Origin of the sequence: Pseudomonas haemolytica (assembly GCF_009659625.1) — a bacterium.
GTDB lineage: Bacteria > Pseudomonadota > Gammaproteobacteria > Pseudomonadales > Pseudomonadaceae > Aquipseudomonas > Aquipseudomonas haemolytica.
Map to the genome: position 1 here is coordinate 170,159 of NZ_VOIW01000007.1, position 22,346 is coordinate 192,504.

Annotated in this window: 24 protein-coding genes; 15 read left to right on the top strand and 9 right to left on the bottom strand. The window is 60.8% G+C overall.

All coding sequences use genetic code 11. The annotated features are described in order from the left end of the window. Window positions 1-6: 6 nt before the first annotated feature. The 5 genes from FRT59_RS22485 to FRT59_RS22505 form a co-directional block, all read right to left on the bottom strand. Window positions 7-1,029 carry an SIS domain-containing protein gene (locus FRT59_RS22485; RefSeq protein WP_153872438.1) on the bottom strand — a complete coding sequence of 341 codons (1,023 nt, stop codon included), beginning with the start codon at window positions 1,027-1,029 and terminating at the stop codon, window positions 7-9. Beyond that, window positions 1,010-2,116, bottom strand: coding sequence for an N-acetylglucosamine-6-phosphate deacetylase (gene nagA / locus FRT59_RS22490; protein WP_153872439.1), 1,107 nt, complete (start codon window positions 2,114-2,116; stop codon window positions 1,010-1,012). Before nagA ends, FRT59_RS22485 begins: the two co-directional genes overlap by 20 nt. A 10-nt stretch (window positions 2,117-2,126) precedes the next feature. Further along, on the bottom strand, window positions 2,127-2,885 hold the full coding sequence (locus FRT59_RS22495) for a GntR family transcriptional regulator (RefSeq protein WP_153872440.1): 759 nt from the start codon (window positions 2,883-2,885) through the stop codon (window positions 2,127-2,129). 263 nt (window positions 2,886-3,148) lie between these two features. Continuing rightward, window positions 3,149-3,652 carry a L,D-transpeptidase family protein gene (locus tag FRT59_RS22500; RefSeq protein WP_034115862.1) on the bottom strand — a complete coding sequence of 168 codons (504 nt, stop codon included), beginning with the start codon at window positions 3,650-3,652 and terminating at the stop codon, window positions 3,149-3,151. A gap of 35 nt (window positions 3,653-3,687) precedes the next feature. Next, window positions 3,688-4,236 carry an NUDIX hydrolase gene (locus FRT59_RS22505; protein WP_153872441.1) on the bottom strand — a complete coding sequence of 183 codons (549 nt, stop codon included), beginning with the start codon at window positions 4,234-4,236 and terminating at the stop codon, window positions 3,688-3,690. A gap of 147 nt (window positions 4,237-4,383) precedes the next feature. Here FRT59_RS22505 and FRT59_RS22510 point away from each other — a divergent pair, with 147 nt between their 5' ends. The 5 genes from FRT59_RS22510 to purT all read left to right on the top strand — a co-directional run bounded on the left by FRT59_RS22510 (window position 4,384) and on the right by purT (window position 7,626). Beyond that, a complete protein-coding gene (locus tag FRT59_RS22510; RefSeq protein ID WP_034115860.1) occupies window positions 4,384-4,986 on the top strand; it encodes a CoA pyrophosphatase in 603 nt (200 codons plus the stop codon). Between the two features lie 35 nt (window positions 4,987-5,021). Next, window positions 5,022-5,546 carry a gamma carbonic anhydrase family protein gene (locus FRT59_RS22515; RefSeq protein ID WP_153839123.1) on the top strand — a complete coding sequence of 175 codons (525 nt, stop codon included), beginning with the start codon at window positions 5,022-5,024 and terminating at the stop codon, window positions 5,544-5,546. Continuing rightward, on the top strand, window positions 5,543-5,758 hold the full coding sequence (locus FRT59_RS22520; RefSeq protein ID WP_153839122.1) for a DUF1289 domain-containing protein: 216 nt from the start codon (window positions 5,543-5,545) through the stop codon (window positions 5,756-5,758). Before FRT59_RS22515 ends, FRT59_RS22520 begins: the two co-directional genes overlap by 4 nt. A gap of 149 nt (window positions 5,759-5,907) precedes the next feature. Then, window positions 5,908-6,375: a VUT family protein gene (locus FRT59_RS22525; protein ID WP_034115857.1), complete on the top strand. Its 468-nt coding sequence runs from the start codon at window positions 5,908-5,910 to the stop codon at window positions 6,373-6,375. A 69-nt stretch (window positions 6,376-6,444) separates the two neighbouring features. Beyond that, window positions 6,445-7,626 carry a formate-dependent phosphoribosylglycinamide formyltransferase gene (gene purT, locus FRT59_RS22530; RefSeq protein WP_034115856.1) on the top strand — a complete coding sequence of 394 codons (1,182 nt, stop codon included), beginning with the start codon at window positions 6,445-6,447 and terminating at the stop codon, window positions 7,624-7,626. Between the two features lie 103 nt (window positions 7,627-7,729). On the opposite strand, the gene FRT59_RS22535 is transcribed toward purT, so the two are convergent. The 3 genes from FRT59_RS22535 to FRT59_RS22545 form a co-directional block, all read right to left on the bottom strand. Next, entirely contained in the window at window positions 7,730-9,040 is a 1,311-nt protein-coding gene (locus FRT59_RS22535) for an MFS transporter (protein ID WP_153872442.1), read from the bottom strand. Window positions 9,041-9,294: 254 nt separating this feature from the next. After that, on the bottom strand, window positions 9,295-10,533 hold the full coding sequence (locus tag FRT59_RS22540) for a transporter associated domain-containing protein (protein ID WP_153839120.1): 1,239 nt from the start codon (window positions 10,531-10,533) through the stop codon (window positions 9,295-9,297). A gap of 12 nt (window positions 10,534-10,545) precedes the next feature. Further along, window positions 10,546-11,358: a cytochrome C assembly family protein gene (locus FRT59_RS22545; RefSeq protein ID WP_034115853.1), complete on the bottom strand. Its 813-nt coding sequence runs from the start codon at window positions 11,356-11,358 to the stop codon at window positions 10,546-10,548. Window positions 11,359-11,592: 234 nt separating this feature from the next. Here FRT59_RS22545 and ffh point away from each other — a divergent pair, with 234 nt between their 5' ends. The 6 genes from ffh (at window position 11,593) to FRT59_RS22575 (ending at window position 15,661) form a co-directional block, all read left to right on the top strand. Then, the gene (ffh, locus tag FRT59_RS22550; protein ID WP_034115852.1) at window positions 11,593-12,969 is read left to right on the top strand and encodes a signal recognition particle protein; all 1,377 of its coding nucleotides are present in this window, start codon (window positions 11,593-11,595) and stop codon (window positions 12,967-12,969) included. A 251-nt stretch (window positions 12,970-13,220) separates the two neighbouring features. Next, window positions 13,221-13,472 carry a 30S ribosomal protein S16 gene (gene rpsP / locus FRT59_RS22555; RefSeq protein ID WP_003175899.1) on the top strand — a complete coding sequence of 84 codons (252 nt, stop codon included), beginning with the start codon at window positions 13,221-13,223 and terminating at the stop codon, window positions 13,470-13,472. Window positions 13,473-13,477: 5 nt separating this feature from the next. Continuing rightward, window positions 13,478-14,014 (top strand): ribosome maturation factor RimM, encoded by a 537-nt coding sequence (gene rimM / locus FRT59_RS22560; protein WP_124401795.1) that lies wholly within the window; start codon window positions 13,478-13,480, stop codon window positions 14,012-14,014. Beyond that, the gene (gene trmD / locus FRT59_RS22565) at window positions 13,996-14,769 is read left to right on the top strand and encodes a tRNA (guanosine(37)-N1)-methyltransferase TrmD (protein ID WP_153839118.1); all 774 of its coding nucleotides are present in this window, start codon (window positions 13,996-13,998) and stop codon (window positions 14,767-14,769) included. Before rimM ends, trmD begins: the two co-directional genes overlap by 19 nt. Window positions 14,770-14,814: 45 nt before the next feature. After that, window positions 14,815-15,165 (top strand): 50S ribosomal protein L19, encoded by a 351-nt coding sequence (rplS, locus tag FRT59_RS22570; protein ID WP_003175895.1) that lies wholly within the window; start codon window positions 14,815-14,817, stop codon window positions 15,163-15,165. A gap of 82 nt (window positions 15,166-15,247) precedes the next feature. Continuing rightward, entirely contained in the window at window positions 15,248-15,661 is a 414-nt protein-coding gene (locus FRT59_RS22575; RefSeq protein WP_034115851.1) for an acyl-CoA thioesterase, read from the top strand. Here FRT59_RS22575 and FRT59_RS22580 read toward each other — a convergent pair whose 3' ends face one another. After that, window positions 15,662-17,470, bottom strand: a complete 1,809-nt coding sequence (locus FRT59_RS22580) for a cation:proton antiporter (protein WP_153872443.1) — start codon at window positions 17,468-17,470, stop codon at window positions 15,662-15,664. A 107-nt stretch (window positions 17,471-17,577) separates the two neighbouring features. On the opposite strand from FRT59_RS22580, the gene xerD reads away from it, so the two are divergent. The 4 genes from xerD to thrC all read left to right on the top strand — a co-directional run bounded on the left by xerD (window position 17,578) and on the right by thrC (window position 22,266). Next, window positions 17,578-18,474 (top strand): site-specific tyrosine recombinase XerD, encoded by an 897-nt coding sequence (gene xerD / locus FRT59_RS22585; RefSeq protein ID WP_153839117.1) that lies wholly within the window; start codon window positions 17,578-17,580, stop codon window positions 18,472-18,474. 149 nt (window positions 18,475-18,623) lie between these two features. After that, entirely contained in the window at window positions 18,624-19,355 is a 732-nt protein-coding gene (locus tag FRT59_RS22590; protein ID WP_034115848.1) for a disulfide isomerase DsbC N-terminal domain-containing protein, read from the top strand. A gap of 129 nt (window positions 19,356-19,484) precedes the next feature. Continuing rightward, window positions 19,485-20,789: a homoserine dehydrogenase gene (locus tag FRT59_RS22595; protein ID WP_034115847.1), complete on the top strand. Its 1,305-nt coding sequence runs from the start codon at window positions 19,485-19,487 to the stop codon at window positions 20,787-20,789. A 67-nt stretch (window positions 20,790-20,856) separates the two neighbouring features. Continuing rightward, complete coding sequence (gene thrC, locus FRT59_RS22600; RefSeq protein WP_034115846.1) at window positions 20,857-22,266, top strand: threonine synthase; 1,410 nt, start codon at window positions 20,857-20,859, stop codon at window positions 22,264-22,266. Window positions 22,267-22,346 lie beyond the last annotated feature (80 nt).

Below are 22,346 nucleotides of genomic sequence, written 5' to 3' on the forward strand. Positions count from 1 at the left end.
CGCCACTCAGTGAGTGCGGGTAACTTTGCTCAGGTGACGCGGCTGGTCCGGGTCCATGCCCCGGGCAACGGCCAGGCCGGCGGCCATCACGTAGAAACTCTGGATGGCCAGGATCGGGTCCAGGCTCGGGTGCTCGGCGCGGCTCAGGGTCAGGTCGCGCTCGGCGATGTCGTCCGGCGCGGCCAGCAGCACGCGGGCGCCGCGTTGGCGCATATCGGCGGCCAGGCTCAACAGGCCGGCTTGCTCGGCGCCGCGTGGGGCGAACACCAGCAGCGGGTAGTTCTTGTCGATCAGTGCCATCGGCCCGTGGCGCACTTCGGCGCTGCTGAAGGCTTCAGCCTGGATCGCCGAGGTTTCCTTGAGCTTGAGCGCGGCTTCCTGGGCGATGGCGAAACCCGCACCACGGCCGATCACGATCAGGCGCTGGCTGTCGCGCAAGGCCTCTATAGCGCTGGTCCAATTCTGTTTGGCGGCTTCACGCAAACCTTCGGGCAGGGCCTGACAGGCTTGCAGCAGCAACAGGTCCTGGTTCCAGTGGCCGATCAATTGCGCGCTGGCACTGAGGGTGGCGATAAAGCTTTTGGTCGCGGCCACGCTGAGTTCCGGCCCGGCACACAGCGGCACATGGAATTCACAGGCGGCTTCCAGCGGCGAGTCTTCGGCATTCACCAGCGAGATGCTCAGGGCACCACGCTTGCGCAACAGGCGCAGGCTGTTGACCAGGTCCGGGCTCTGCCCCGACTGGGAGAAACCAAACGCCACTTGGCCGCTGACTTTCATCGGCGCTTGCAACAGGGTTACCACCGACATCGGCAGCGACGCCACCGGGATGCCCACGTGTTGCATGGCCAGGTAGGCGAAGTAACTGGCGGCATGGTCGGAGCTGCCGCGGGCGATGGTCATCGCCACTTGCGGCGGCTGACGGCGCAGGCGACCGGCGATTTCTTCCAGCAGCGGGTCCAGGCGTTGCAGTTGCGCCGCGACGGCGTCGCAGGAGGCCAGGGCCTCTTCAAGCATTTTTGAAGTCAATGGTGTCTCCTTCGACCATTACGTCGGTGAGTGTCAGGGAGCGGTCCAGGCGCACGCAGTCGGCAAAGCTGCCGGGTTGCAGGCGGCCGCGTTCTTCCAGGCCCAGGTAGTCCGCAGGAAATTGCGACAGGCGTTGAGAGGCTTCACTGATGGGCAGGCCGATCTTCACCAGGTTGCGCAGCGCCTGATCCATGGTCAGGGTGCTGCCGGCCAGAGTGCCGTCGGCCAAGCGCACGCCGCCCAGGCATTTGGTCACGGTGTGGCTGCCCAGCTTGTATTCGCCGTCGGGCATGCCGGCGGCGGCGGTGGAGTCGGTGACGCAGTACAGGCACGGGATTGAACGCAAGGCCACGCGTATGGCGCCGGGATGAACGTGGAGCAGGTCCGGAATCAGCTCGGCGTATTGGGCATGGGCCAGCGCAGCCCCGACGATGCCGGGCTCGCGGTGATGCAGCGGACTCATGGCGTTGTACAAATGGGTGAAGCTGGTGGCGCCGGCGGCGAGGGCGGCGACGCCTTCTTCATAGCTGCCCAGGGTATGGCCGATCTGCATGCGCACGCCGCGTTGGCTGAGGGCGCGGATCAGGCCGTCGTGGCCGGCAATTTCCGGGGCGATGGTGATCACGCGGATCGGCGCCAGGCGCAGGTAGGTTTCGACTTCCGCCATCAACGCGGTGTGGGCGAAGTTGGGCTGGGCGCCGAGTTTGCCTGGGTTGATGTAGGGGCCTTCCAGGTGCACGCCGAGTACACGGGCGCTGCCGGTAGGACGTTGTTCGCAGAAAGTACCCAGCTGGCCGAGCACACTGGAGATCTCATCCACCGGCGCTGTCATGGTGGTGGCCAGCAGCGAAGTGGTACCAAAACGCACGTGGGTGCGGGTGATGGTCTCGAAGGCTTCAACGCCTTCCATGATGTCTTTGCCGCCACCGCCGTGTACATGCAGGTCGATAAAGCCTGGCAGCAGGTAGGGCAGGTCGTTGTCAGAGGGATCGCACGGCGTGCCTTCGATGGCGATTACTTTGCCGTGCTCGTGCACCAGGCGGCCGCGAATCCAGCCGCTGGGCGTGAGGATGTTGTCTTCTGGCATGGGCACTTCTCTAGATTCGCAATTCAGCGGAATAGTCGTGGCGACGCAGCTCTGCGACGAAGTCGTAGTAGTCGTTGCGGCAGTAGGTGTCGGTGATTTCAATCGGCGTGTTGTCGGCGGTGTAGCCGACCCGGGTCATCAGCAGCATCGCGGTACCGGGGGCGATGCCGACCAGCTTGGCGAACTCATCCGAGGCATTGATTGCCTGGATATGTTGCAGAGCGCGCACGATGGGCTTGCCGATGCCTTCCAGGTATTCGTACAGCGAATTGCCGATGGCTTGCGGGTGCGGCAGCACGGAGGCGGGCATGGCCGTCATCTCAATCGCCATCACTGTGTCATCGGCTTTACGCAAACGCTTGAGGCGCGCCACTTTGTCGGTGGGCGAGAGGCACAGGCGGATCAGTTCTTCGTGGGTCGGCGGGGTGATGTCGCGCTCCAGCCACTGCGAGGTGGGAACAAAGCCCTTCAGTCGCAGCATCTCGCTGAAGCCCGACAGGCGTGAAAGCGGTTGTTCCAGGCGCGGCGTGATAAACGTGCCGGAACCCTGGCTGCGGCGGATCAGGCCTTGGGCAAACAGCACTTCCAAGGCTTTACGGGCGGTAACCCGCGAGATACTCAACTGCTCGCTGAGGACGCGCTCCGAGGGCAGAGCCTGCTCGGATTTCCACTGGCCGGCATGGATCGCCGCTTCAAGGTTACGGGCCAGTTGCAGGTACAGCGGCGTGGATTGCTTGTCGTCGGGGCGCAGCGTAAGGATGGGGTTCATCTATCAGGTTTCCGATGCGGTTATTGGAGTGTTGTCGCCCGGTAATGGCCGGAAATTAATACCACTTAAATACCATGTCAATGCTGCCAAAACGGTGCGAACCCCGGTTTCAGGGCACCTTAAGGGTGCTTGGTATAAAGTGGTATTAGAGAGGTCTTGATGGCGCGCAGAAGTGCACTGTCCTGCGCGGTGAACTGGTATTCACCGGCAGGCGCTGCCAGGGGCAGGAATTATTTTCGAATTATTTTACGAACGGTGCGAAATTACGGCCGAATCTCGATCAGGGTGCCGTCCTTGACCAGGCTCCACACTTCGCGCATGTCTACGTTACGCATGCCGATGCAGCCGTCGGTCCAGTCCAGGGTGTGGAACCACTGCTCCGGGTATTCCTCGCTGTCGGGCGTGCCGTGGATCATGATCATACTGCCCGGTTTAACCCCTTCGCGGCGGGCGCGGGCGGCGTCGCTGATGTTCGGGTAGGAGATGTGCATGGCCAGGTTGAAGCGGTCGCTGGTCTTGCGCCAGTCGATCCAGTAGAGGCCTTCGGGCGTGCGGCGGTCGCCTTCGATCAGCTTGTGGCCTTTGGGGTTCTTGCCCAGGGAGATGCGATAGGTCTTGAGGGGCTTGCCGTCGTTGATCAATTGCAACTGGTGGGCGGACTTGAGCACCAGGACTTTCTCGACCGTTTTACCGCCGATGGTTTCCACCGTGGAAGCCCAAGACAGGGTAGCGAACGACAGGCAGATAAGAGCGAGCAACCAACGCATTAAAACGGTTCCTGATAAAGGTGCTGCCTGGAAGGTTATTCGGCTGGACGTGTCATCGGCGGCACTGACTCGCTTCGCACCGGAAACAGCTGCTGGCGGCGGTCAGCGAAGAAGCATTCTAAGGTACGCCCGACCGTGCGGAAAGCCAGCTCGGACCAAGGAATGTCGGCTTCATCGAACAGCTTCACTTCAAGGCTTTCGGGGCCGGCAGCAAAGTCCAGGTCGATCAGCTCGGCACGGTAGAAGATGTGCACCTGGCTGATGTGCGGCACATCGATGAGGGTGTAGATGCTCAGGTTACGCACCCGGGCGCAGGCTTCTTCCTGGGTTTCGCGCATGGCCGCCTGTTCTACGGTCTCGCCGTTCTCCATAAAGCCTGCGGGCAGGGTCCAGTAACCCAGGCGCGGTTCGATGGCGCGGCGGCACAGCAGCACTTGATCACCCCATACTGGCACGGTGCCGGCGACGATATTGGGGTTCTGATAGTGAATGGTCGAACAGTGGTCACACACATAGCGCAGGCGTGCGTCGCCTTCGGGAATGCGTTGGGTAACCGGTTTACCGCACTGGCTGCAAAAATTCATGCTGGGGTTCCTGGAGAATGGGCACATCTTGGCTCGGTGCCAGGCTTTCCTGCAAGTTGTCGTTTCGCGACATGCACGGGGTTTTGGGCTTGGGCGCCCGCACGCTTTGGTGCATGATGCAAGGTAGCCAACAGACCGAGATGACTCATGCTGGACGAGCTACTTCGCCGGGTAAGCAATCACACACCCCACACCCTGGAGACTGACGGGCGTTTCCCCGAGGCCGCGGTGCTGGTGCCGATTACCCGCAGTGACGAACCTGAGCTGATCCTGACCCTGCGCGCCAGCGGCCTGTCGACCCACGGTGGCGAAGTGGCCTTTCCTGGCGGGCGTCGTGACCCCGAAGACCCGGACCTGATTTTCACCGCCTTGCGCGAAGCCGAAGAAGAAATCGGCCTGCCACCGGGGCTGGTCGAAGTGATCGGGCCGTTGAGCCCATTGATTTCCCTGCATGGCATTCGCGTGACCCCGTACGTGGGCGTCATCCCGGATTATGTCGAATACCTGGCCAACGATGCCGAGATTGCCGCGGTTTTCAGCGTGCCTTTGGACTTTTTCCGACAGGACCCGCGCGAACATACCCACCGGATCGATTACCAGGGCCGCAGCTGGTATGTGCCCAGCTATCGTTTTGGCGAATACAAGATCTGGGGCCTGACCGCGATCATGATCGTCGAGTTGATCAATCTGCTCTATGACGATGCCAACATCAGCCTGCACCAGCCGCCCAAGAGCTTCATCAATATCTAAGCCATCGTTTGAATGGCAAGCCGTGAGGAAAAACCATGAAATACCGCCTGGGCGACGCCCGCGTCGAGACGCATCCCGACAGTTGGGTAGCACCGAATGCCACGCTGGTGGGCAAGGTCAAGCTGGAGGAGGGCGCCAACGTCTGGTTCAACGCGGTGTTGCGCGGCGACAACGAACTGATCCTGATCGGCAAGAACAGCAACGTGCAGGACGGCAGCGTGATGCACACCGACATGGGCTACCCGCTGACCCTCGGCACCGGCGTGACCATCGGCCATAACGCCATGCTGCACGGCTGCACCGTCGATGACTACAGCCTGATCGGCATTAACGCAGTGATCCTCAACGGTGCCAAGATCGGCAAGCACTGCATCATCGGTGCCAATTCGCTGATCGGCGAGGGCAAGGAAATCCCCGATGGCTCACTGGTCGTGGGCTCGCCGGGCAAAGTCGTACGGGAGCTGACCGAGGCGCAGAAACGCATGCTCGAAGCCAGCGCCGCGCACTATGTGCATAACTCGCAGCGCTATGCGCGTGATCTGGTTGAGCAGGAAGAATGAGTGCGGTTGAACGGCCTGTAGCCTCGCCCTGTGTGAATATTTGCGCGCTGGACGAGGAGGATATCTGTACCGGCTGCCAGCGTACGGTGGACGAGATTACGCGTTGGAGCCGCATGGACAACGTCGAGCGGCGGGTGGTGCTGGGGTTGTGTCATGAGCGGGCGGTGGCGGGTGGGTTGGTGTTTATGGCTTCTGGTAAATCCGGCGCCTGATAGACCGCCATCGGGGGCAAGCGCCTCCCACATTTTGATTTGTTTACACATTCAAGTGTGGGAGGGGGCTTGCTCCCGATGAGGCCCTCCCAGACGACATAGTTCCAAATGTGAAGTACCCTGTGCCCCTTGTTCACAGGTCCATCCCCATGCTTTTCCTGATCGCCTACATCAGCAGCGTCGTGCTGATCAACTTCGCTTTCTCCACCGCCCCGCACCTGGATGTGATCTGGTCCGCCTGGGGTGGCCTGGTCTTTATCCTGCGCGACATGGTGCAAACCCGCTTCGGCCACGGCGCAATCATTGCCATGCTGGCGGCGCTGGTGCTGTCGTATATCACCTCCGATCCGTCCATCGCCCTGGCCAGCGCCACGGCATTCGCGGTGTCCGAGTGCATCGACTGGCTGGTGTTCAGTATCACCAAGCGCCCGCTCCATGACCGCCTGTGGATAAGTTCGGCGCTGAGCATTCCCCTCGACACCTTTATCTTTTTCGGCCTGATTGGCGCACTGACACCTGCGGTAGCGGGCACGGCGCTGGTATCGAAGTTCGCCGGGGTTACGGTGGTGTGGCTGATCATGGCCTGGCGCCTGCGTAAGCGAGCGGTCGCCAACTGAGGCCAATTTTTACAGTTCATGTAAAATGCCGGCCTTTCTCCCCATGATCCGCTCCCCTGAGGACCTGAGATGACCCGAATCGGAACTCCATTGTCGCCAACCGCGACCCGCGTTTTGCTGTGTGGCTGCGGTGAGCTGGGCAAGGAAGTGGTAATCGAGCTGCAGCGCCTGGGCGTTGAAGTGATTGCCGTGGATCGCTACGCCAATGCGCCGGCCATGCAGGTGGCGCACCGTAGCCATGTGATCAACATGCTCGACGGTGCCGCTCTGCGTGCGGTAATCGAGGCCGAGAAGCCGCACTTCATCGTGCCGGAAATCGAAGCCATCGCCACTGCGACCCTGGTGGAGCTGGAGGCCGAAGGCTTCACCGTAATCCCGACCGCCCGCGCCACGTCGCTGACCATGAACCGTGAAGGCATCCGCCGCCTGGCCGCCGAAGAACTGGACCTGCCGACCTCGCCGTATCACTTCGCCGACACCTTTGAAGACTACAGCAAGGCCGTCCAGGACCTGGGCTTCCCGTGTGTGGTCAAGCCGGTGATGAGTTCGTCGGGCAAGGGCCAGAGCCTGCTGCGCAGCGCTGATGATGTGCGCAAAGCCTGGGATTACGCCCAGGAAGGCGGGCGTGCCGGTAAAGGCCGGGTGATCATCGAAGGCTTTATCGATTTTGACTACGAAATCACCTTGCTGACCGTGCGTCATGCCGGCGGCACCACTTTCTGTGCACCGGTTGGTCATCGCCAGGAGAAAGGCGACTATCAGGAATCCTGGCAGCCACAGGCCATGAGCCCGATTGCCCTGGCCGAATCCGAGCGTGTTGCCAAGGCGGTGACCGAAGCCTTGGGTGGTCGTGGTTTGTTTGGCGTGGAGTTGTTCATCAAGGGTGATCAGGTGTGGTTCAGCGAAGTGTCGCCGCGCCCGCATGACACCGGTTTGGTCACACTGATTTCCCAGGACCTGTCGCAGTTCGCGCTGCACGCTCGCGCCATCCTGGGCTTGCCGATCCCATTGATCCGTCAGTTCGGGCCTTCGGCTTCGGCGGTGATCCTGGTGGAAGGGCAGTCGACCCAGACAGCATTCGCTAACCTGGGCGCTGCGTTGAGCGAGCCGGACACGGCGTTGCGTCTGTTTGGCAAGCCAGAAGTGAATGGCCAGCGCCGCATGGGTGTGGCGTTGGCGCGGGATGAGTCGATTGAAGCGGCTCGGGCTAAAGCGACCCGCGCTTCGAAGGCTGTTGTTGTAGAGCTTTAAAAGCATCGGGGGCAAGCCACCTCCCACATTTGAATGTATTCACAAATCCAACGATGTGAACCCGATCAAGTGTAGGAGGGGGCTTGCCCCCGATAGCGGTCTGTCAGGAGACCTTGTTCAAATCATTATCCCGCGTCTCTTTCAGACACATCACCGCAATCAAACTCAACAACGCTGCCGCCGACACATACCCACCGACATAACTCAGGCCACCCATCGCCACCAGCTTGGTCGCGAAGAACGGTGCTGCCGACGCCCCGACGATCCCCCCCAGGTTATACGCCGCCGAAGCGCCGGTATAACGCACACGGGTCGGGAACAATTCCGGCAGCATGGCGCCCATCGGCGCGAAGGTCACGCCCATCAAAAACAGCTCCAGGGCCAGGAACAGCGCCACGGCCCAGGTCGAGCCATGGTTCAGCAGTGGTTCCATGGTAAAGCCCGACAGAATCGCCAGGATCGCCCCAACGATCAGCACCGGCTTACGTCCATAACGATCACTGGCCAGCGCTGCCAGTGGCGTCGCCAAGCCCATGAACAGCACGGCAAAGCACAGCAAACCGAGGAATGTCTCGCGGCTGTAGCCCAGTGTGGAAACCCCGTAGCTCAGGGAAAATGCCGTGGTGATGTAGAACAGCGCGTAGCACACCACCATCGACGCAGCGCCCAGCAGCACCGGCAGCCAATGCTGGCTGAAAAGCTCCACCAGTGGCACCTTCACCGGTGCTTCTTTGGCTACGGAGTTGGCGAACACTGGGGTTTCATGCAGCTTCAGGCGTGCATACAGGCCCACCATTACCAGTGCGGCGCTGAGAATGAACGGAATGCGCCAGCCCCAACTGCGGAACTGCTCGTCGTCCAGGCTCATGGCCAAGATCAGGAACAGCCCGTTGGCCGCCAGAAAGCCAATCGACGGGCCCAATTGCGGGAACATGCCGAACCAGGCGCGTTTGCCTTTGGGCGCGTTCTCGGTCGCCAGCAATGCCGCGCCGCCCCATTCCCCGCCTAGGCCCAGCCCCTGGCCGAAACGCAATACGCACAAGAGAATCGGCGCCCAGGCGCCGATGCTGTCATAGCCGGGCAGCAAGCCGATCAAGGTGGTGCACACACCCATCAACAGCAGCGAAGCCACCAGGGTTGATTTGCGCCCGATACGGTCGCCGAAGTGGCCGAACAGCGCCGAGCCCAGCGGGCGGGCGATAAAGGCGATGCCGAAGGTCAGGAACGACGCCAGCATCTGCGCCGTGCCGGAGCTCTGGGGAAAGAACACCGGGCCGATCACCAGCGCAGCAGCCGTGGCGTAGATATAGAAGTCGTAGAACTCGATGGCGGTGCCGACGATGCTCGCCGTGGCGACGCGGGCGGTCGAGTTGGTCGGGGCGGCGGTCGCAGCCTCTTGGTAGGTGGTACTCATGGAGGTATCCCTGACGGTCATTGCGCGTTTGGACGCGGATTATTATTGGTCGAACACCCATGGATCAGGGTTGTGCGCGGGGCGGCTCGGGATGGGAGCAAACACCGGTCGGACATGAAGCAGTGCCTGGACGCGCTGAGTGCGGGTAGCACGCGGTCGGGCGGGGCTTGGGTAAGCCGCAGGGATTATAGGAAGGGGTTTGGAAATACAACAAGTGGCTGGAGTGCCGCAAACCAAATGTGGGCTGTCAGAGGTTATGCGGCGACGGGCACATGGCTGGTATGCCAGATCAACACCTTGCTCACCCGGTTGTCCTCGGTCTCGAGGATTTCCAGGCGGTAGCGGCCGATCTTCAGGCACACCGCGCAATCCGGAATGGTCTCCAGCGCCTCTGTCACCAGGCCGTTGAGGGTCTTGGGGCCATCGCTGGGCAGGTGCCAGCCCAGGCTTTTATTCAGTTCGCGGATCGAGGCAGCACCGTCGATGATGTAGCGGCCATCGGGCTGGGCTTCGATATGTGGGTTATCCACAGCCGGGTCGTTTTCGAATTCGCCGACGATCTCTTCAAGAATATCTTCCAGGGTGACGATGCCCTGCACTTCGCCGTACTCATCCACCACCATGCCCAGACGCCGCTGCTGCTTGTGGAAATTCAGCAGTTGCAGCTGTAGGGGCGTGCTTTCCGGGACGAAGTAGGGTTCGTGGCAGGCCGCGAGCAGCGCCTCTTTGGTCAGGCTGGCGTCGGGTAGCAGATGCTGGACCTGCCGGGTGTTGAGCACCGCTTCGACCTGGTTGATATCGCTGTGGAACACCGGCAGACGGGTGCGCTGGGAGCTGCGCAGTTGTTCGATGATCTCGTCGATCGAGTCATCCAGGTTGATACCGTCCACTTCGCTGCGCGGCACCAGGATGTCATTGACGGTGATGTTGTCCAGGGCATGAATGCCAGGCATACCGGGCGTACGGTCGTCGTCGGCTTCGGGCTGCGGTTCGTCGTCGTGGTGGGGCAGCGGCTCGTCGCTGTTTTTTACCACGCCGGCCTTGCGGGCAAACGGGCGCAGCAGCAACAGGCTGATGCCATTGAGCAGCCAGGCTGCGGGATAGAGGATTTTCAGCGGCACGCCCAGCAGGGTGTTACCGAAACCCAGCACCGCTTGCGGATGGCGGGTGGCGAGGGCGCGGGGCAGGTAGTCGGCCAGTATCAGCAGCAGTGCGCAGGAGATCAGCCAGCCGAGCCATGGGCCGTTCTGCGCCCAGGCATAGATTGCCAGCAGCGTGCAGAGGATCACCACCGCGGCGCGGCACAAGCTGTTGCACAGGATCAGGCTATGGCGCGGGAAGCTCAGGCGCGCGGCAGCCTTGTCGCCCTGGCGTGTACCGGGGCGCAGGGCCAGCAGGTGTTGTTGCGCGGCTTCAATGGCGGTAAACAGCGCCGCCCATAAAATCAGCAGGGCAATTACGGCGAGCATCGGCCCTAAGGGCAAGTTGTCCATGATCGCTGCCCGTCAGATATGCAGGATGTATTCGCGAACCAGCTTGCTGCCGAAATAGGCCAGCATCAGCAGGCAGAAACCGGCCAGGGTCCAGCGGATCGCCTTGTGCCCACGCCAGCCGAGGCGGTTGCGGCCCCACAGCAACACGCTGAACACCACCCAGGCCAGGCACGCCAGCAAGGTTTTGTGCACCAGGTGCTGGGCGAACAGGTTCTCGACGAACAGCCAGCCGGAGATCAGCGAGAGCGACAGCAGGGTCCAACCGGCCCACAGGAAGCCGAACAGCAGGCTTTCCATGGTTTGCAGCGGCGGGAAGTTCTTGATCAGCCCGGACGGGTGCTTGTGTTTGAGCTGGTGATCCTGCAGCAGCAGGAGCAGGGCCTGGAACACCGCAATGGTGAACATGCCGTAGGCAAGGATCGACAACAGGATGTGGGCAAGGATGCCCGGCTCCTCATCGATCACCTGCACGGTGCCGGTGGGCGTAAATTGCGCCAGCAGGACCGTCAGCATTCCCAGTGGGAATAGCAGCACCAGCAGGTTCTCGACGGGAATGCGGTAGCAGGCCAGCAGCGTCAGCGCGATGACGGCCGCGGCGATCAGGCTGGCGGCGCTGAAAAAATCCAGGCCCAGGCCCACAGGGGTCATCAGGTGGGTAAACAGGCTGGCGGCATGGGCCAGCAGGGCCAGCACGCCAAGGCCGACGAGCAGACGTTTGTCCGCTTTAGTGCCTTGGGCCAGACGAGTGCCCTGATAGAGGGTCGCAGCGGCATACAGGATGGCGGCGGCGAGGCTGGGTAGCAAACTGGGTGACAAGGGGAGCATAAATCCTGATAGACAAGCCCGAAAGGCGCTGAGTTTGGCACACACCTGCGCTCCACGAAAGACTCATGGGCCAGACAGCGGGTGTGCATGGGCGCAGTCTTCGCTATAATCCGCGACCTGCCCACGCCGCAGGCTCGCCGAGCGCTGTTTTTAATAGCGATTTACCACAGCCTGGGCCGCCACTACCTCGGTCTACCAATGCATTTTGTTGAATAGGGCCTGAAAGGATCGCGCATGTTTGAAAACCTGACTGACCGTCTCTCGCAGACGCTGCGCCACGTTACCGGCAAGGCCAAGCTGACCGAGGACAATATTAAAGACACCCTGCGTGAAGTGCGCATGGCGTTGCTGGAAGCCGACGTGGCTTTGCCGGTGGTGAAGGACTTCGTCAACTCGGTCAAGGAGCGCGCGGTCGGCACCGAAGTGTCTCGCAGCCTGACCCCGGGCCAGGCCTTTGTGAAGATCGTCCAGGCCGAACTCGAAAGCCTGATGGGCGCGGCCAACGAAGATTTGAACCTCAGCGCCGTGCCACCGGCCGTCGTGCTGATGGCGGGTTTGCAGGGCGCGGGTAAAACCACCACCGCCGGCAAGCTGGCGCGCTTCCTTAAAGAGCGCAAGAAGAAATCCGTGATGGTGGTATCGGCCGACGTGTACCGTCCGGCGGCCATCAAGCAGTTGGAAATGCTCGCAGGCGAAGTAGGCGTGACCTTCTTCCCGTCCGACCTGAGCCAGAAGCCGGTCGACATCGCCAACGCAGCTATTAAAGAAGCCAAGCTCAAGTTCATCGACGTGGTCATCGTCGATACCGCCGGTCGCCTGCACATCGACGAAGAGATGATGGGCGAGATCAAGGCGCTGCATGCCGCGATCAGCCCGGTCGAGACGCTGTTCGTGGTCGACGCCATGACCGGCCAGGATGCGGCCAACACCGCCAAGGCCTTTGGTGACGCACTGCCGCTGACTGGCGTGATCCTCACCAAGGTCGACGGCGACGCCCGTGGCGGTGCTGCGCTGTCGGTACGTGCCATCACCGGCAAGCCGATCAAGTTCATCGGTATGGGCGAGAAGAGCGACGCACTCGAGCCGTTCCACCCCGAGCGTATTGCCTCGCGTATCCTCGGCATGGGTGACGTGCTCAGCCTGATCGAACAGGCTGAAGCCACGCTCGACAAGGACAAGGCCGACAAACTCGCCAAAAAGCTGAAAAAGGGCAAGGGCTTCGACCTCGAAGACTTCCGCGACCAGTTGCAACAGATGAAGAACATGGGCGGCCTCGGCGGCCTGATGGACAAGCTGCCGAACATCGGCGGTGTGAACCTGGCGCAAATGGGCAACGCCCAGGGCGCGGCAGAGAAGCAGTTCAAGCAGATGGAAGCCATCATCAACTCCATGACCCCGGCCGAGCGCCGCGACCCTGAGCTGATCAGCGGTTCGCGCAAACGTCGGATCGCCATGGGTTCCGGCACTCAGGTGCAGGACATTGGTCGCTTGATCAAGCAGCACAAGCAGATGCAGAAGATGATGAAGAAATTCTCCGCCAAAGGCGGTATGGCCAAGATGATGCGCGGCATGGGCGGTATGTTGCCCGGCGGCGGCATGCCGAAAATGTAAAGTATTCGAGCGGGAGCCCAGCTCCTGCTCCGACCCACAGGGATGTGGGATCTCCAGCAAACCCGCCGTTGGCGGGCGCTGACTCGCCGTTTTAACCGACGGCTCTATAGCAGATCTGAGTGGCACGCTGATAGGCGCCAGAAAAAGACATTTGCAAAAGTCGGGATATTCCTTAGAATATGCGGCCTTTCGGGCACCTATGCCCGCTGTGCATTTAGATTTGCAGCACCGACTACAGGAACGATGTTCACATGCTAACAATCCGTCTTGCCCTTGGCGGCTCCAAAAAGCGCCCGTTTTACCACTTGACCGTAACCGACAGCCGCAACCCGCGTGACGGTTCGCACAAGGAACAGGTTGGTTTCTTCAACCCTGTTGCTCGTGGTCAAGAAGTTCGTCTGTCCGTGAACCAAGAGCGCGTAGCCTACTGGCTGAGCGTTGGTGCACAGCCATCCGAGCGCGTTGCAAAACTGTTGAAGGACTCGGCTAAGGCCGCAGCCTGAGCAATATGAACGCGACGCCAGCTGTTGCTGATGATTTGATCGTTATCGGCAAGATTTACTCTGTTCATGGCGTTCGCGGCGAAGTGAAGGTGTATTCCTTTACTGATCCGACTGAAAACCTGTTGCAGTACAAGGCCTGGACGCTCAAGCGCGAAGGTAGTGTGAAACAGGTCGAGCTGGTCAGTGGACGCGGGAGCGATAAGTTCCTGGTCGCAAAGCTCAAGGGTCTTGATGATCGTGAGGAAGCTCGTCTTCTGGCCGGTTATGAGATCTGTGTGCCGCGCAACCTGTTCCCTGAATTGACCGACGGCGAGTACTACTGGTACCAGCTGGAAGGTCTGAAGGTTATTGATCAACTCGGGCAATTGCTGGGGAAAATCGATCATCTTCTGGAAACCGGCGCCAATGATGTAATGGTGGTCAAGCCTTGCGCTGGCAGCCTGGATGATCGCGAACGCCTGTTGCCCTATACCGAGCAATGCGTGTTGGCCGTCGACCTGGCAGCGGGCGAGATGAAGGTGGAATGGGACGCGGACTTCTAAGCGTGGCTAATTTGCGCATTGAAGTGATCAGTTTGTTTCCCGAGATGTTTTCCGCCATCAGCGAGTACGGCATCACCAGTCGGGCGGTGAAACAGGGGCTGTTGCAGCTTACCTGTTGGAACCCGCGAGACTACACGACGGATCGACATCACACTGTGGACGATCGCCCATTTGGCGGTGGCCCGGGCATGGTGATGAAGATCAAGCCCCTGGAAGATGCATTGGTTCAGGCCAAGGCAGCCGCCGGGGAGAAGGCGAAGGTGATTTACCTGTCCCCTCAAGGCCGTCAGCTGAAACAGGCGGCGGTACGCGAACTGGCGAATGAGGAAGCACTGATCCTGATTGCCGGTCGCTATGAAGGCATTGACGAGCGTTTTATTGAAGCTCATGTCGATGAAGAGTGGTCGATTGGGGACTATGTCCTGTCTGGCGGCGAGCTGCCGGCGATGGTCCTGATAGATGCGGTTACACGACTGCTGCCCGGAGCTTTAGGGCATGCGGACTCCGCGGAGGAAGATTCCTTCACGGATGGTTTGCTGGATTGCCCGCACTACACCCGTCCGGAGGTGTATGTGGATCAGCGTGTTCCCGACGTATTGCTAAGTGGCAATCACGCACACATCCGGCGTTGGCGTTTACAGCAGTCCCTTGGTCGGACCTATGAACGACGCGCCGATCTTCTGGAAAGCCGCTCGCTTTCTGGAGAAGAGAAGAAGCTGCTCGAGGAATACATCCTCGCGCGGGACGATAGTTAACAACGTATCGATGGTAGGTCCATTGACTTACCTTAGGAGCACAGCATGACTAACAAAATCATCCTTGCACTCGAAGCAGAGCAGATGACCAAAGAGATCCCTACCTTTGCCCCGGGCGACACCATTGTCGTTCAGGTGAAAGTGAAGGAAGGCGACCGTTCGCGTCTGCAAGCGTTCGAAGGCGTGGTAATCGCCAAGCGTAACCGTGGTGTGAACAGTGCTTTCACTGTTCGTAAAATCTCCAACGGTGTTGGCGTAGAGCGTACTTTCCAGACCTACAGCCCGCAAATCGACAGCATGGCCGTCAAGCGTCGCGGTGACGTACGTAAAGCCAAGCTGTACTACCTGCGTGACCTGTCCGGTAAAGCAGCTCGCATCAAGGAAAAACTGGCTTAAGTCCAGCTTCCCGATGCAGAAAAAAGCAGCCTACGGGCTGCTTTTTTGTGCCTGAAATTTGTCTATTTGCCGGTATCCAGCCATGACCACCCGCCTCGAAGAAATCCAGCGCCGCACCGATCTGTCCGTCACCCATGTGACCAAGGCCGTGTTCCCGCCGACCACCAACCACCACAACACCCTGTTCGGCGGCACCGCATTGGCGTGGATGGACGAAGTGTCGTTCATCACCGCCACGCGTTTCTGTCGCTTGCCCCTGGTGACTGTGTCTACCGACCGTATCGACTTCAATCACGCGATCCCGGCGGGCTCCATCGTTGAGTTGATCGGCCGGGTGATCAAGGTCGGCAACACCAGCCTCAAGGTAGAAGTAGAGGTGTTTGTCGAGAGCATGAGCGTCGATGGCCGTGAGAAGGCGATCCAGGGCGTGTTCAGCTTTGTCGCGATTGATGCAGACAAACGCCCTGTACCGGTACTGCCTGGGTTTGCCGACTGATTACCCGACAGTACTGTTCTCTGGCTGGATCACCGCCAGCAAGGTCCAGCCGGCGCCAGGTTTCACGCTGCTCTCGGGTGTCACCACGTGCACCCAGCCGCTGGTGTCCCGGGCGAACAGCAAGGTGGCCCGCTCCCCATGCAGCGCCTGGTATTGCTCCCACCCAAAGCCCTCGGTGAGGTGGGTGCTGTACAACTCCGCGCCCTGGCCCAGCAGGCTGGCCAATTTGGCGTAGCTCAAGGGTTGGCTGCCCAGCAGGTGGCCACGGTGTTCGTGGCTGGCCTTGTGTTTGTCGGTGCGACGGCTTTCCTGGCTGCTAGCCAGGGCGAACAAGCGATGGCCAAAGTCATGGCGAAAACGCATGGTGGCCAAGGCGTTCAGTTCCCCGGAAGGCGAGAGCGCGAGCAAATGCCCGAGGCCAACCAGATCCAGATGGGACTCGGCATGCTGTGAGGCTGGGTTACCGAAATAAGTGGGCAGCCCCTCCATGCGGCTGGCGCGTATGTTTTCCCAGCTGGAATCCGTCAGCAACACTCGGCTGCCCAATTGCTGCAATGCCTTGCCGAGGGCCCGCGCCGGGCCGTTGGCACCGACAATCAGGAAACCACTGGGCGCAGGTTCGGCAACTTTCAACAGGCGGGCCAAAGGGCGAGCCGTGGCGCTTTGCAGCACTACGGTGCCGATGATCACCGCGAAGGTCAGCGGTACGAGCAGCAACGCGCCTTCGTGACCCGCCTCGTCCAGGCGGATCGCAAAGATCGCCGACACCGCCGCTGCCACAATGCCCCGTGGAGCGATCCATGCCAGCAGTGCGCGCTCACGCCAGTTCAGTCCGGAGCCGAAGGTTGAAAGCGCGACGTTCAGTGGGCGAGCAATAAATTGGATGATCAACAGCAGGATCAATACGAACGGTCCCAGGGCGATCAAGGCATTCAAGTCCAGGCGCGCCGCCAGCAGGATGAACAGCCCGGAAATCAGCAACACACTGAGGTTTTCCTTGAAGTGCAGGATGTGCCTTACATCCACGCCCTTCATATTCGCCATCCACATGCCCATCAGCGTGACCGCCAGCAGGCCGGACTCATGCATCACCTGGTTGGCGGCGATAAAGATGCCCAGCACGCCGGCCAGCGTCGCCAGGTTATGCAGGTATTCCGGCAACCACTGCCGGCGCATGATCTGCCCCAGCACCCAGCCTCCGGCAATACCGAACAGGCTGCCGCACAGGATCACGCCGCCGAAAGTCAGCAGGCTATGGCTCAAACCGTCGCCCGAGGCCCGGGCAATGATGAAGCTATAGACCACCACCGCCAGCAGCGCGCCAATCGGGTCGATGACGATGCCTTCCCAGCGCAGGATGTTGGCAATCGAGGCTTTGGGGCGTACCACGCGCAGCATCGGCACGATCACGGTCGGGCCCGTTACCAGGGTCAGGGTGCCGAACAGCAGGGCGAGCATCCAGTCAAACCCCAGCAGCCAGTGGGTGGCCAGGGTGATCACCGCCCATGTCGACAGGGCGCCGACCGTGACCAGGCGATGCACCACGCTGCCAATTTCCTTCCATTCCGAAAGGTGCAGGGTGAGGCTACCTTCGAACAGAATCAGCGCCACGGCCAGGGATACCAGTGGCATCAGCAACGGGCCGAACATCTCCTGAGGGTCGAGCCAGCCGAGCACCGGCCCGACCAGGATGCCAGTTAATAACAGGAAGAGAATCGCCGGCAGCTTCAGGCGCCAGGCCAGCCATTGGCAGCCCAGTGCCGCCACGCCAATGCCACCGAAGGCCAGCAGAATCTGTTGTTCGTTCATTGAAGCTTCCTGTTCCTTGAAGTAGCGGGCTATGAAAGACTAGCGACCCTTGCCACAGTTCACTAAATAATTTGCGCCAAGCCCCGTGCCGCGTAGCTTGAGTACCCATGCCTGCCATCGACCACCCTTTGATCGACCGCTTCCTCGACGCCCTCTGGCTGGAAAAAGGCCTGTCGGACAACACGCGCCAGGCGTATCGCAGTGACCTGGCCCTGTTCAACGGTTGGCTACAGGAGAAAAATCTCGAACTGATCAATGCCGGGCGCGAGCTGATTCTCGATCACTTGGCCTGGCGCCTGGAGCAGAACTACAAGCCGCGCTCCACTGCACGATTTCTCTCTGGCGTACGCGGTTTTTATCGCTACCTGCTGCGGGAAAAGCTTATTGCCCTCGACCCGACCCTGCAAATCGACATGCCGCAACTCGGTAGGCCGCTGCCCAAATCTCTGTCGGAAGCCGACGTCGACGCCTTGCTCGCCGCTCCGGACCTGAGCGAAGCCATCGGCCAGCGCGACCGCGCCATGCTAGAGGTGTTGTATGCCTGCGGCTTGCGGGTGACCGAACTGATCAGCCTGACGCTTGAGCAAGTCAACCTGCGCCAGGGCGTGTTGCGGGTAATGGGCAAAGGCAGCAAGGAGCGGCTGGTGCCGATGGGCGAGGAGGCGATTGTGTGGGTGGAGCGCTATATGCGCGATGCGCGCCACGAGTTGCTCGGTGGCCGCCCCAGTGATGTGCTGTTCCCCAGCCTGCGCGGCGAGCAAATGACCCGCCAGACCTTCTGGCACCGCATCAAGCACCAGGCCAAAGTAGCCGGAATCGGCAAGGCCCTGTCACCGCATACCTTGCGCCATGCATTCGCCACCCATTTGCTCAACCATGGCGCGGATTTGCGCGTGGTGCAAATGCTGCTCGGCCACAGTGACTTATCCACAACCCAGATCTACACCCATGTGGCACGGGCACGTTTGCAGGACATGCACGCCAAGCACCATCCTCGCGGATAAAAACTGTCAGAAACGGCCCAATTTACCTGCCACAGTCTGCCCCCCGGCCCAACTGTGGTAGGCTTTGCCGGTTCGCAAAGGGGACGGCCCGAGTTGTGTTCCAGGTCGATATTCTGCCCCCGTCCCTGCCTCTGCCTTCAGGAGTTCCCATGCGCTTGACCCAGATTATCGCCGCCGCAGCCATTGCGTTGGTTTCCACCTTTGCTGTCGCCGATGATGCGGCCGAGCAAACCATTCGCAAGAGCCTGGCCAACTTGCAGCTCGACACGCCTATCGAAAGCATCAGCGCCAGCCCCATGGCCGGCCTGTATGAAGTCAAGCTCAAGGGCAGCCGTGTGCTGTACGCCAGTGCCGATGGCCAGTACATCGTCCAGGGCTACCTGTTCCAGCTCAAGGACGGCAAGCCGGTCAACCTGACCGAGAAAGCCGAGCGCCTGGGCGTGTCCAAGTTGATCAACGGCATCCCGGTGGCTGAAACCGTGGTTTACCCCGCCATCGGTGAAACCAAGACCCACATCACCGTGTTTACCGACACCACCTGCCCGTACTGCCACAAGCTGCACGCCGAAGTCCCTGCGCTGAACAAGCTGGGCGTGGAAGTTCGCTATGTGGCGTTCCCGCGCCAGGGCCTGGGTTCGCCGGGTGACGAGCAGTTGCAAGCCGTGTGGTGCTCGGCCGACAAGAAGGCCGCCATGGACAAGATGGTCGACGGCAAGGAAATCAAGGCGGCCAAATGCGCCAACCCGGTTTCCAAGCAGTTCGCGCTCGGCCAGTCCATTGGTGTGAGCGGTACACCGGCCATCGTTTTGGCCGACGGCCAGGTGATTCCGGGCTACCAGCCGGCGCCGCAAGTTGCCAAACTGGCACTGGGTGCCAAGTAAGCATTAATCGTCGAGCCTTTGACGATCATGACCCGCCGAACCGTCGACGGGTCATTAATTGAGAGCCGCAGTTGCGCGGCTGTTTTCCACGGCCGACCTTGAGTCGGCCGTTTCATGGGGAGTTCTTCAGTGAAACCGGTCAAAGTAGGCATCTGTGGGTTAGGGACCGTCGGTGGCGGTACCTTCAACGTACTTCAGCGTAACGCTGAAGAAATTTCCCGCCGTGCAGGGCGCGGGATTGAAGTGGCGCAAATTGCCACGCGTTCGCCAAAGCCTCAGTTCGAAACGACCGGTATTACGATTACCAACGATGTCTTCGCCGTGGCCACCAACCCTGAAATCGATATCGTCATCGAACTGGTGGGTGGCTACACCGTGGCCCGCGAGCTGGTGCTCAAGGCCATCGAGAACGGCAAGCACGTGGTCACCGCCAACAAGGCGCTGATCGCCGTGCACGGCAACGAGATCTTCGCCAAGGCCCGCGAGAAGGGCGTGATCGTCGCGTTCGAAGCTGCGGTGGCCGGTGGTATCCCGGTGATCAAGGCGATCCGTGAAGGCCTGTCCGCCAACCGTATCAACTGGGTGGCCGGCATCATCAACGGCACCGGTAACTTCATCCTCACCGAAATGCGCGAGAAGGGCCGTACCTTCGAAGACGTACTGGCCGAAGCCCAGGCCCTGGGTTATGCCGAAGCCGACCCGACCTTTGACGTGGAAGGTATCGACGCAGCCCACAAGCTGACCATCCTGGCCTCCATCGCCTTTGGTATCCCGCTGCAGTTCGACAAGGCCTATACCGAAGGCATCACCAAGCTGACCACCGCCGACGTGAACTACGCCGAAGCCCTGGGCTACCGCATCAAGCACCTGGGCGTGGCGCGCAGCACCGCGGCGGGTATCGAATTGCGTGTGCACCCGACACTGATCCCGGCCGACCGCCTGATTGCCAACGTCAATGGCGTGATGAACGCGGTGATGGTCAACGGTGACGCCGCCGGTTCTACCCTGTTCTACGGCGCCGGCGCCGGCATGGAGCCGACCGCGTCGTCGGTGATCGCCGACCTGGTGGACGTGGTTCGCGCCATGACCAGCGACCCGGAAAACCGCGTACCGCACCTGGCCTTCCAGCCGGACTCGCTGTCGGCCCACCCGATCCTGCCGATCGAAGCCTGCGAAAGCGCCTACTACCTGCGCATACAAGCCCAGGATCATCCGGGCGTGTTGGCCCAGGTGGCGAGCATCCTGTCGGAGCGTGGCATCAACATAGAGTCGATCATGCAGAAGGAAGTCGAGGAGCAAAACGGCCAGGTGCCGATGATCCTGCTGACCCACCGCGTGCTCGAACAGCATATCAACGATGCCATCCACGCCCTGGAAGCTCTGCAAGGCGTGGTCGGCCCGGTGGTGCGGATTCGCGTCGAACACTTGAACTAACCGATTTGTTCCAGGGGCCCCGTCTGTTCGGCGGCCTCTGTTCGAGAATGTTTTAGAGGAGCCAGTCATGCGTTACATCAGCACCCGCGGCCAGGCACCGGCCCTGAATTTCGAAGACGTTTTGCTGGCAGGCCTTGCCACCGACGGCGGCCTGTACGTGCCGGAAAACCTGCCACGCTTCACCCAGGAAGAAATTGCCTCCTGGGCCGGCCTGCCGTACCACGAGCTGGCATTCCGAGTGATGCGCCCGTTCGTTACCGGCAGCATCCCGGATGCGGATTTCAAGAAAATCCTGGAAGAAACGTATGGCGTGTTTTCCCACAACGCCATCGCGCCCCTGCGCCAGTTGAACGGCAACGAGTGGGTCCTGGAACTGTTCCACGGCCCGACCCTGGCGTTCAAGGACTTCGCCCTGCAACTGCTGGGTCGTTTGCTCGACTACGTGCTGGAGAAGCGCGGCGAGCGCGTGGTAATCATCGGCGCCACCTCCGGTGATACCGGTTCGGCGGCCATCGAAGGGTGCAAGCACTGCGAAAACGTCGACATCTTCATCCTGCACCCGCACAAGCGCGTGTCGGAAGTGCAGCGTCGGCAGATGACCACCATCTTCGGTGAGAACATCCACAACATCGCCATCGAAGGCAACTTCGATGACTGCCAGGAAATGGTCAAGAACAGCTTCGCTGACCAGAGCTTCCTCAAAGGCACGCGCCTGGTAGCTGTGAACTCGATCAACTGGGCGCGGATCATGGCCCAGATCGTCTACTACTTCCATGCATCGCTGCAGTTGGGCGGCCCGGCGCGTTCGGTGTCGTTCTCGGTGCCCACCGGCAACTTCGGCGACATCTTCGCCGGTTACCTGGCGCGCAACATGGGCCTGCCGATCAACCAGTTGATCGTCGCCACCAACCGCAACGACATCCTGCACCGCTTCATGAGCGGCAACCAGTACGTCAAGGAAACCCTGCACGCCACGCTGTCGCCATCCATGGACATCATGGTGTCGTCGAACTTCGAACGCCTGCTGTTCGACATGCACGGTCGCAACGGTGCGGCCCTGGCCGAGCTGATGAACAGCTTCAAGCAGGGTGGCGGCTTCAGCGTCGAGCAAGAGCGCTGGACCGAAACCCGCAAGCTGTTCGATTCCCTGGCCGTGGACGATGCACAGACCTGCGAAACCATCGCTGAGGTCTATGCCCAGACCGGCGAAGTGCTTGACCCGCATACCGCCATCGGTGTGAAGGCCGCCCGCGAATGTCGCCGTAGCCTGGATATCCCGATGGTGATCCTCGGTACCGCCCACCCGGTCAAGTTCCCGGAAGCAGTGGAGAAGGCAGGTGTTGGCAAGGCACTGGAGCTGCCAGAGCACCTGACCGACCTGTTTGCGCGTGAAGAGCGTTGCACGGTGCTGGCGAATGACCTGAAGGCGGTGCAGGCGTTTGTCAGCCAGCATGGTAATCGCGGTAAGCCGCTCTGATTGAATCGTGGTCATCAGTTGAATACTGATCATCCGTCAGGCCACGCCCGTCCTCGCGACGGGCTTTTTCATTCTGGCGA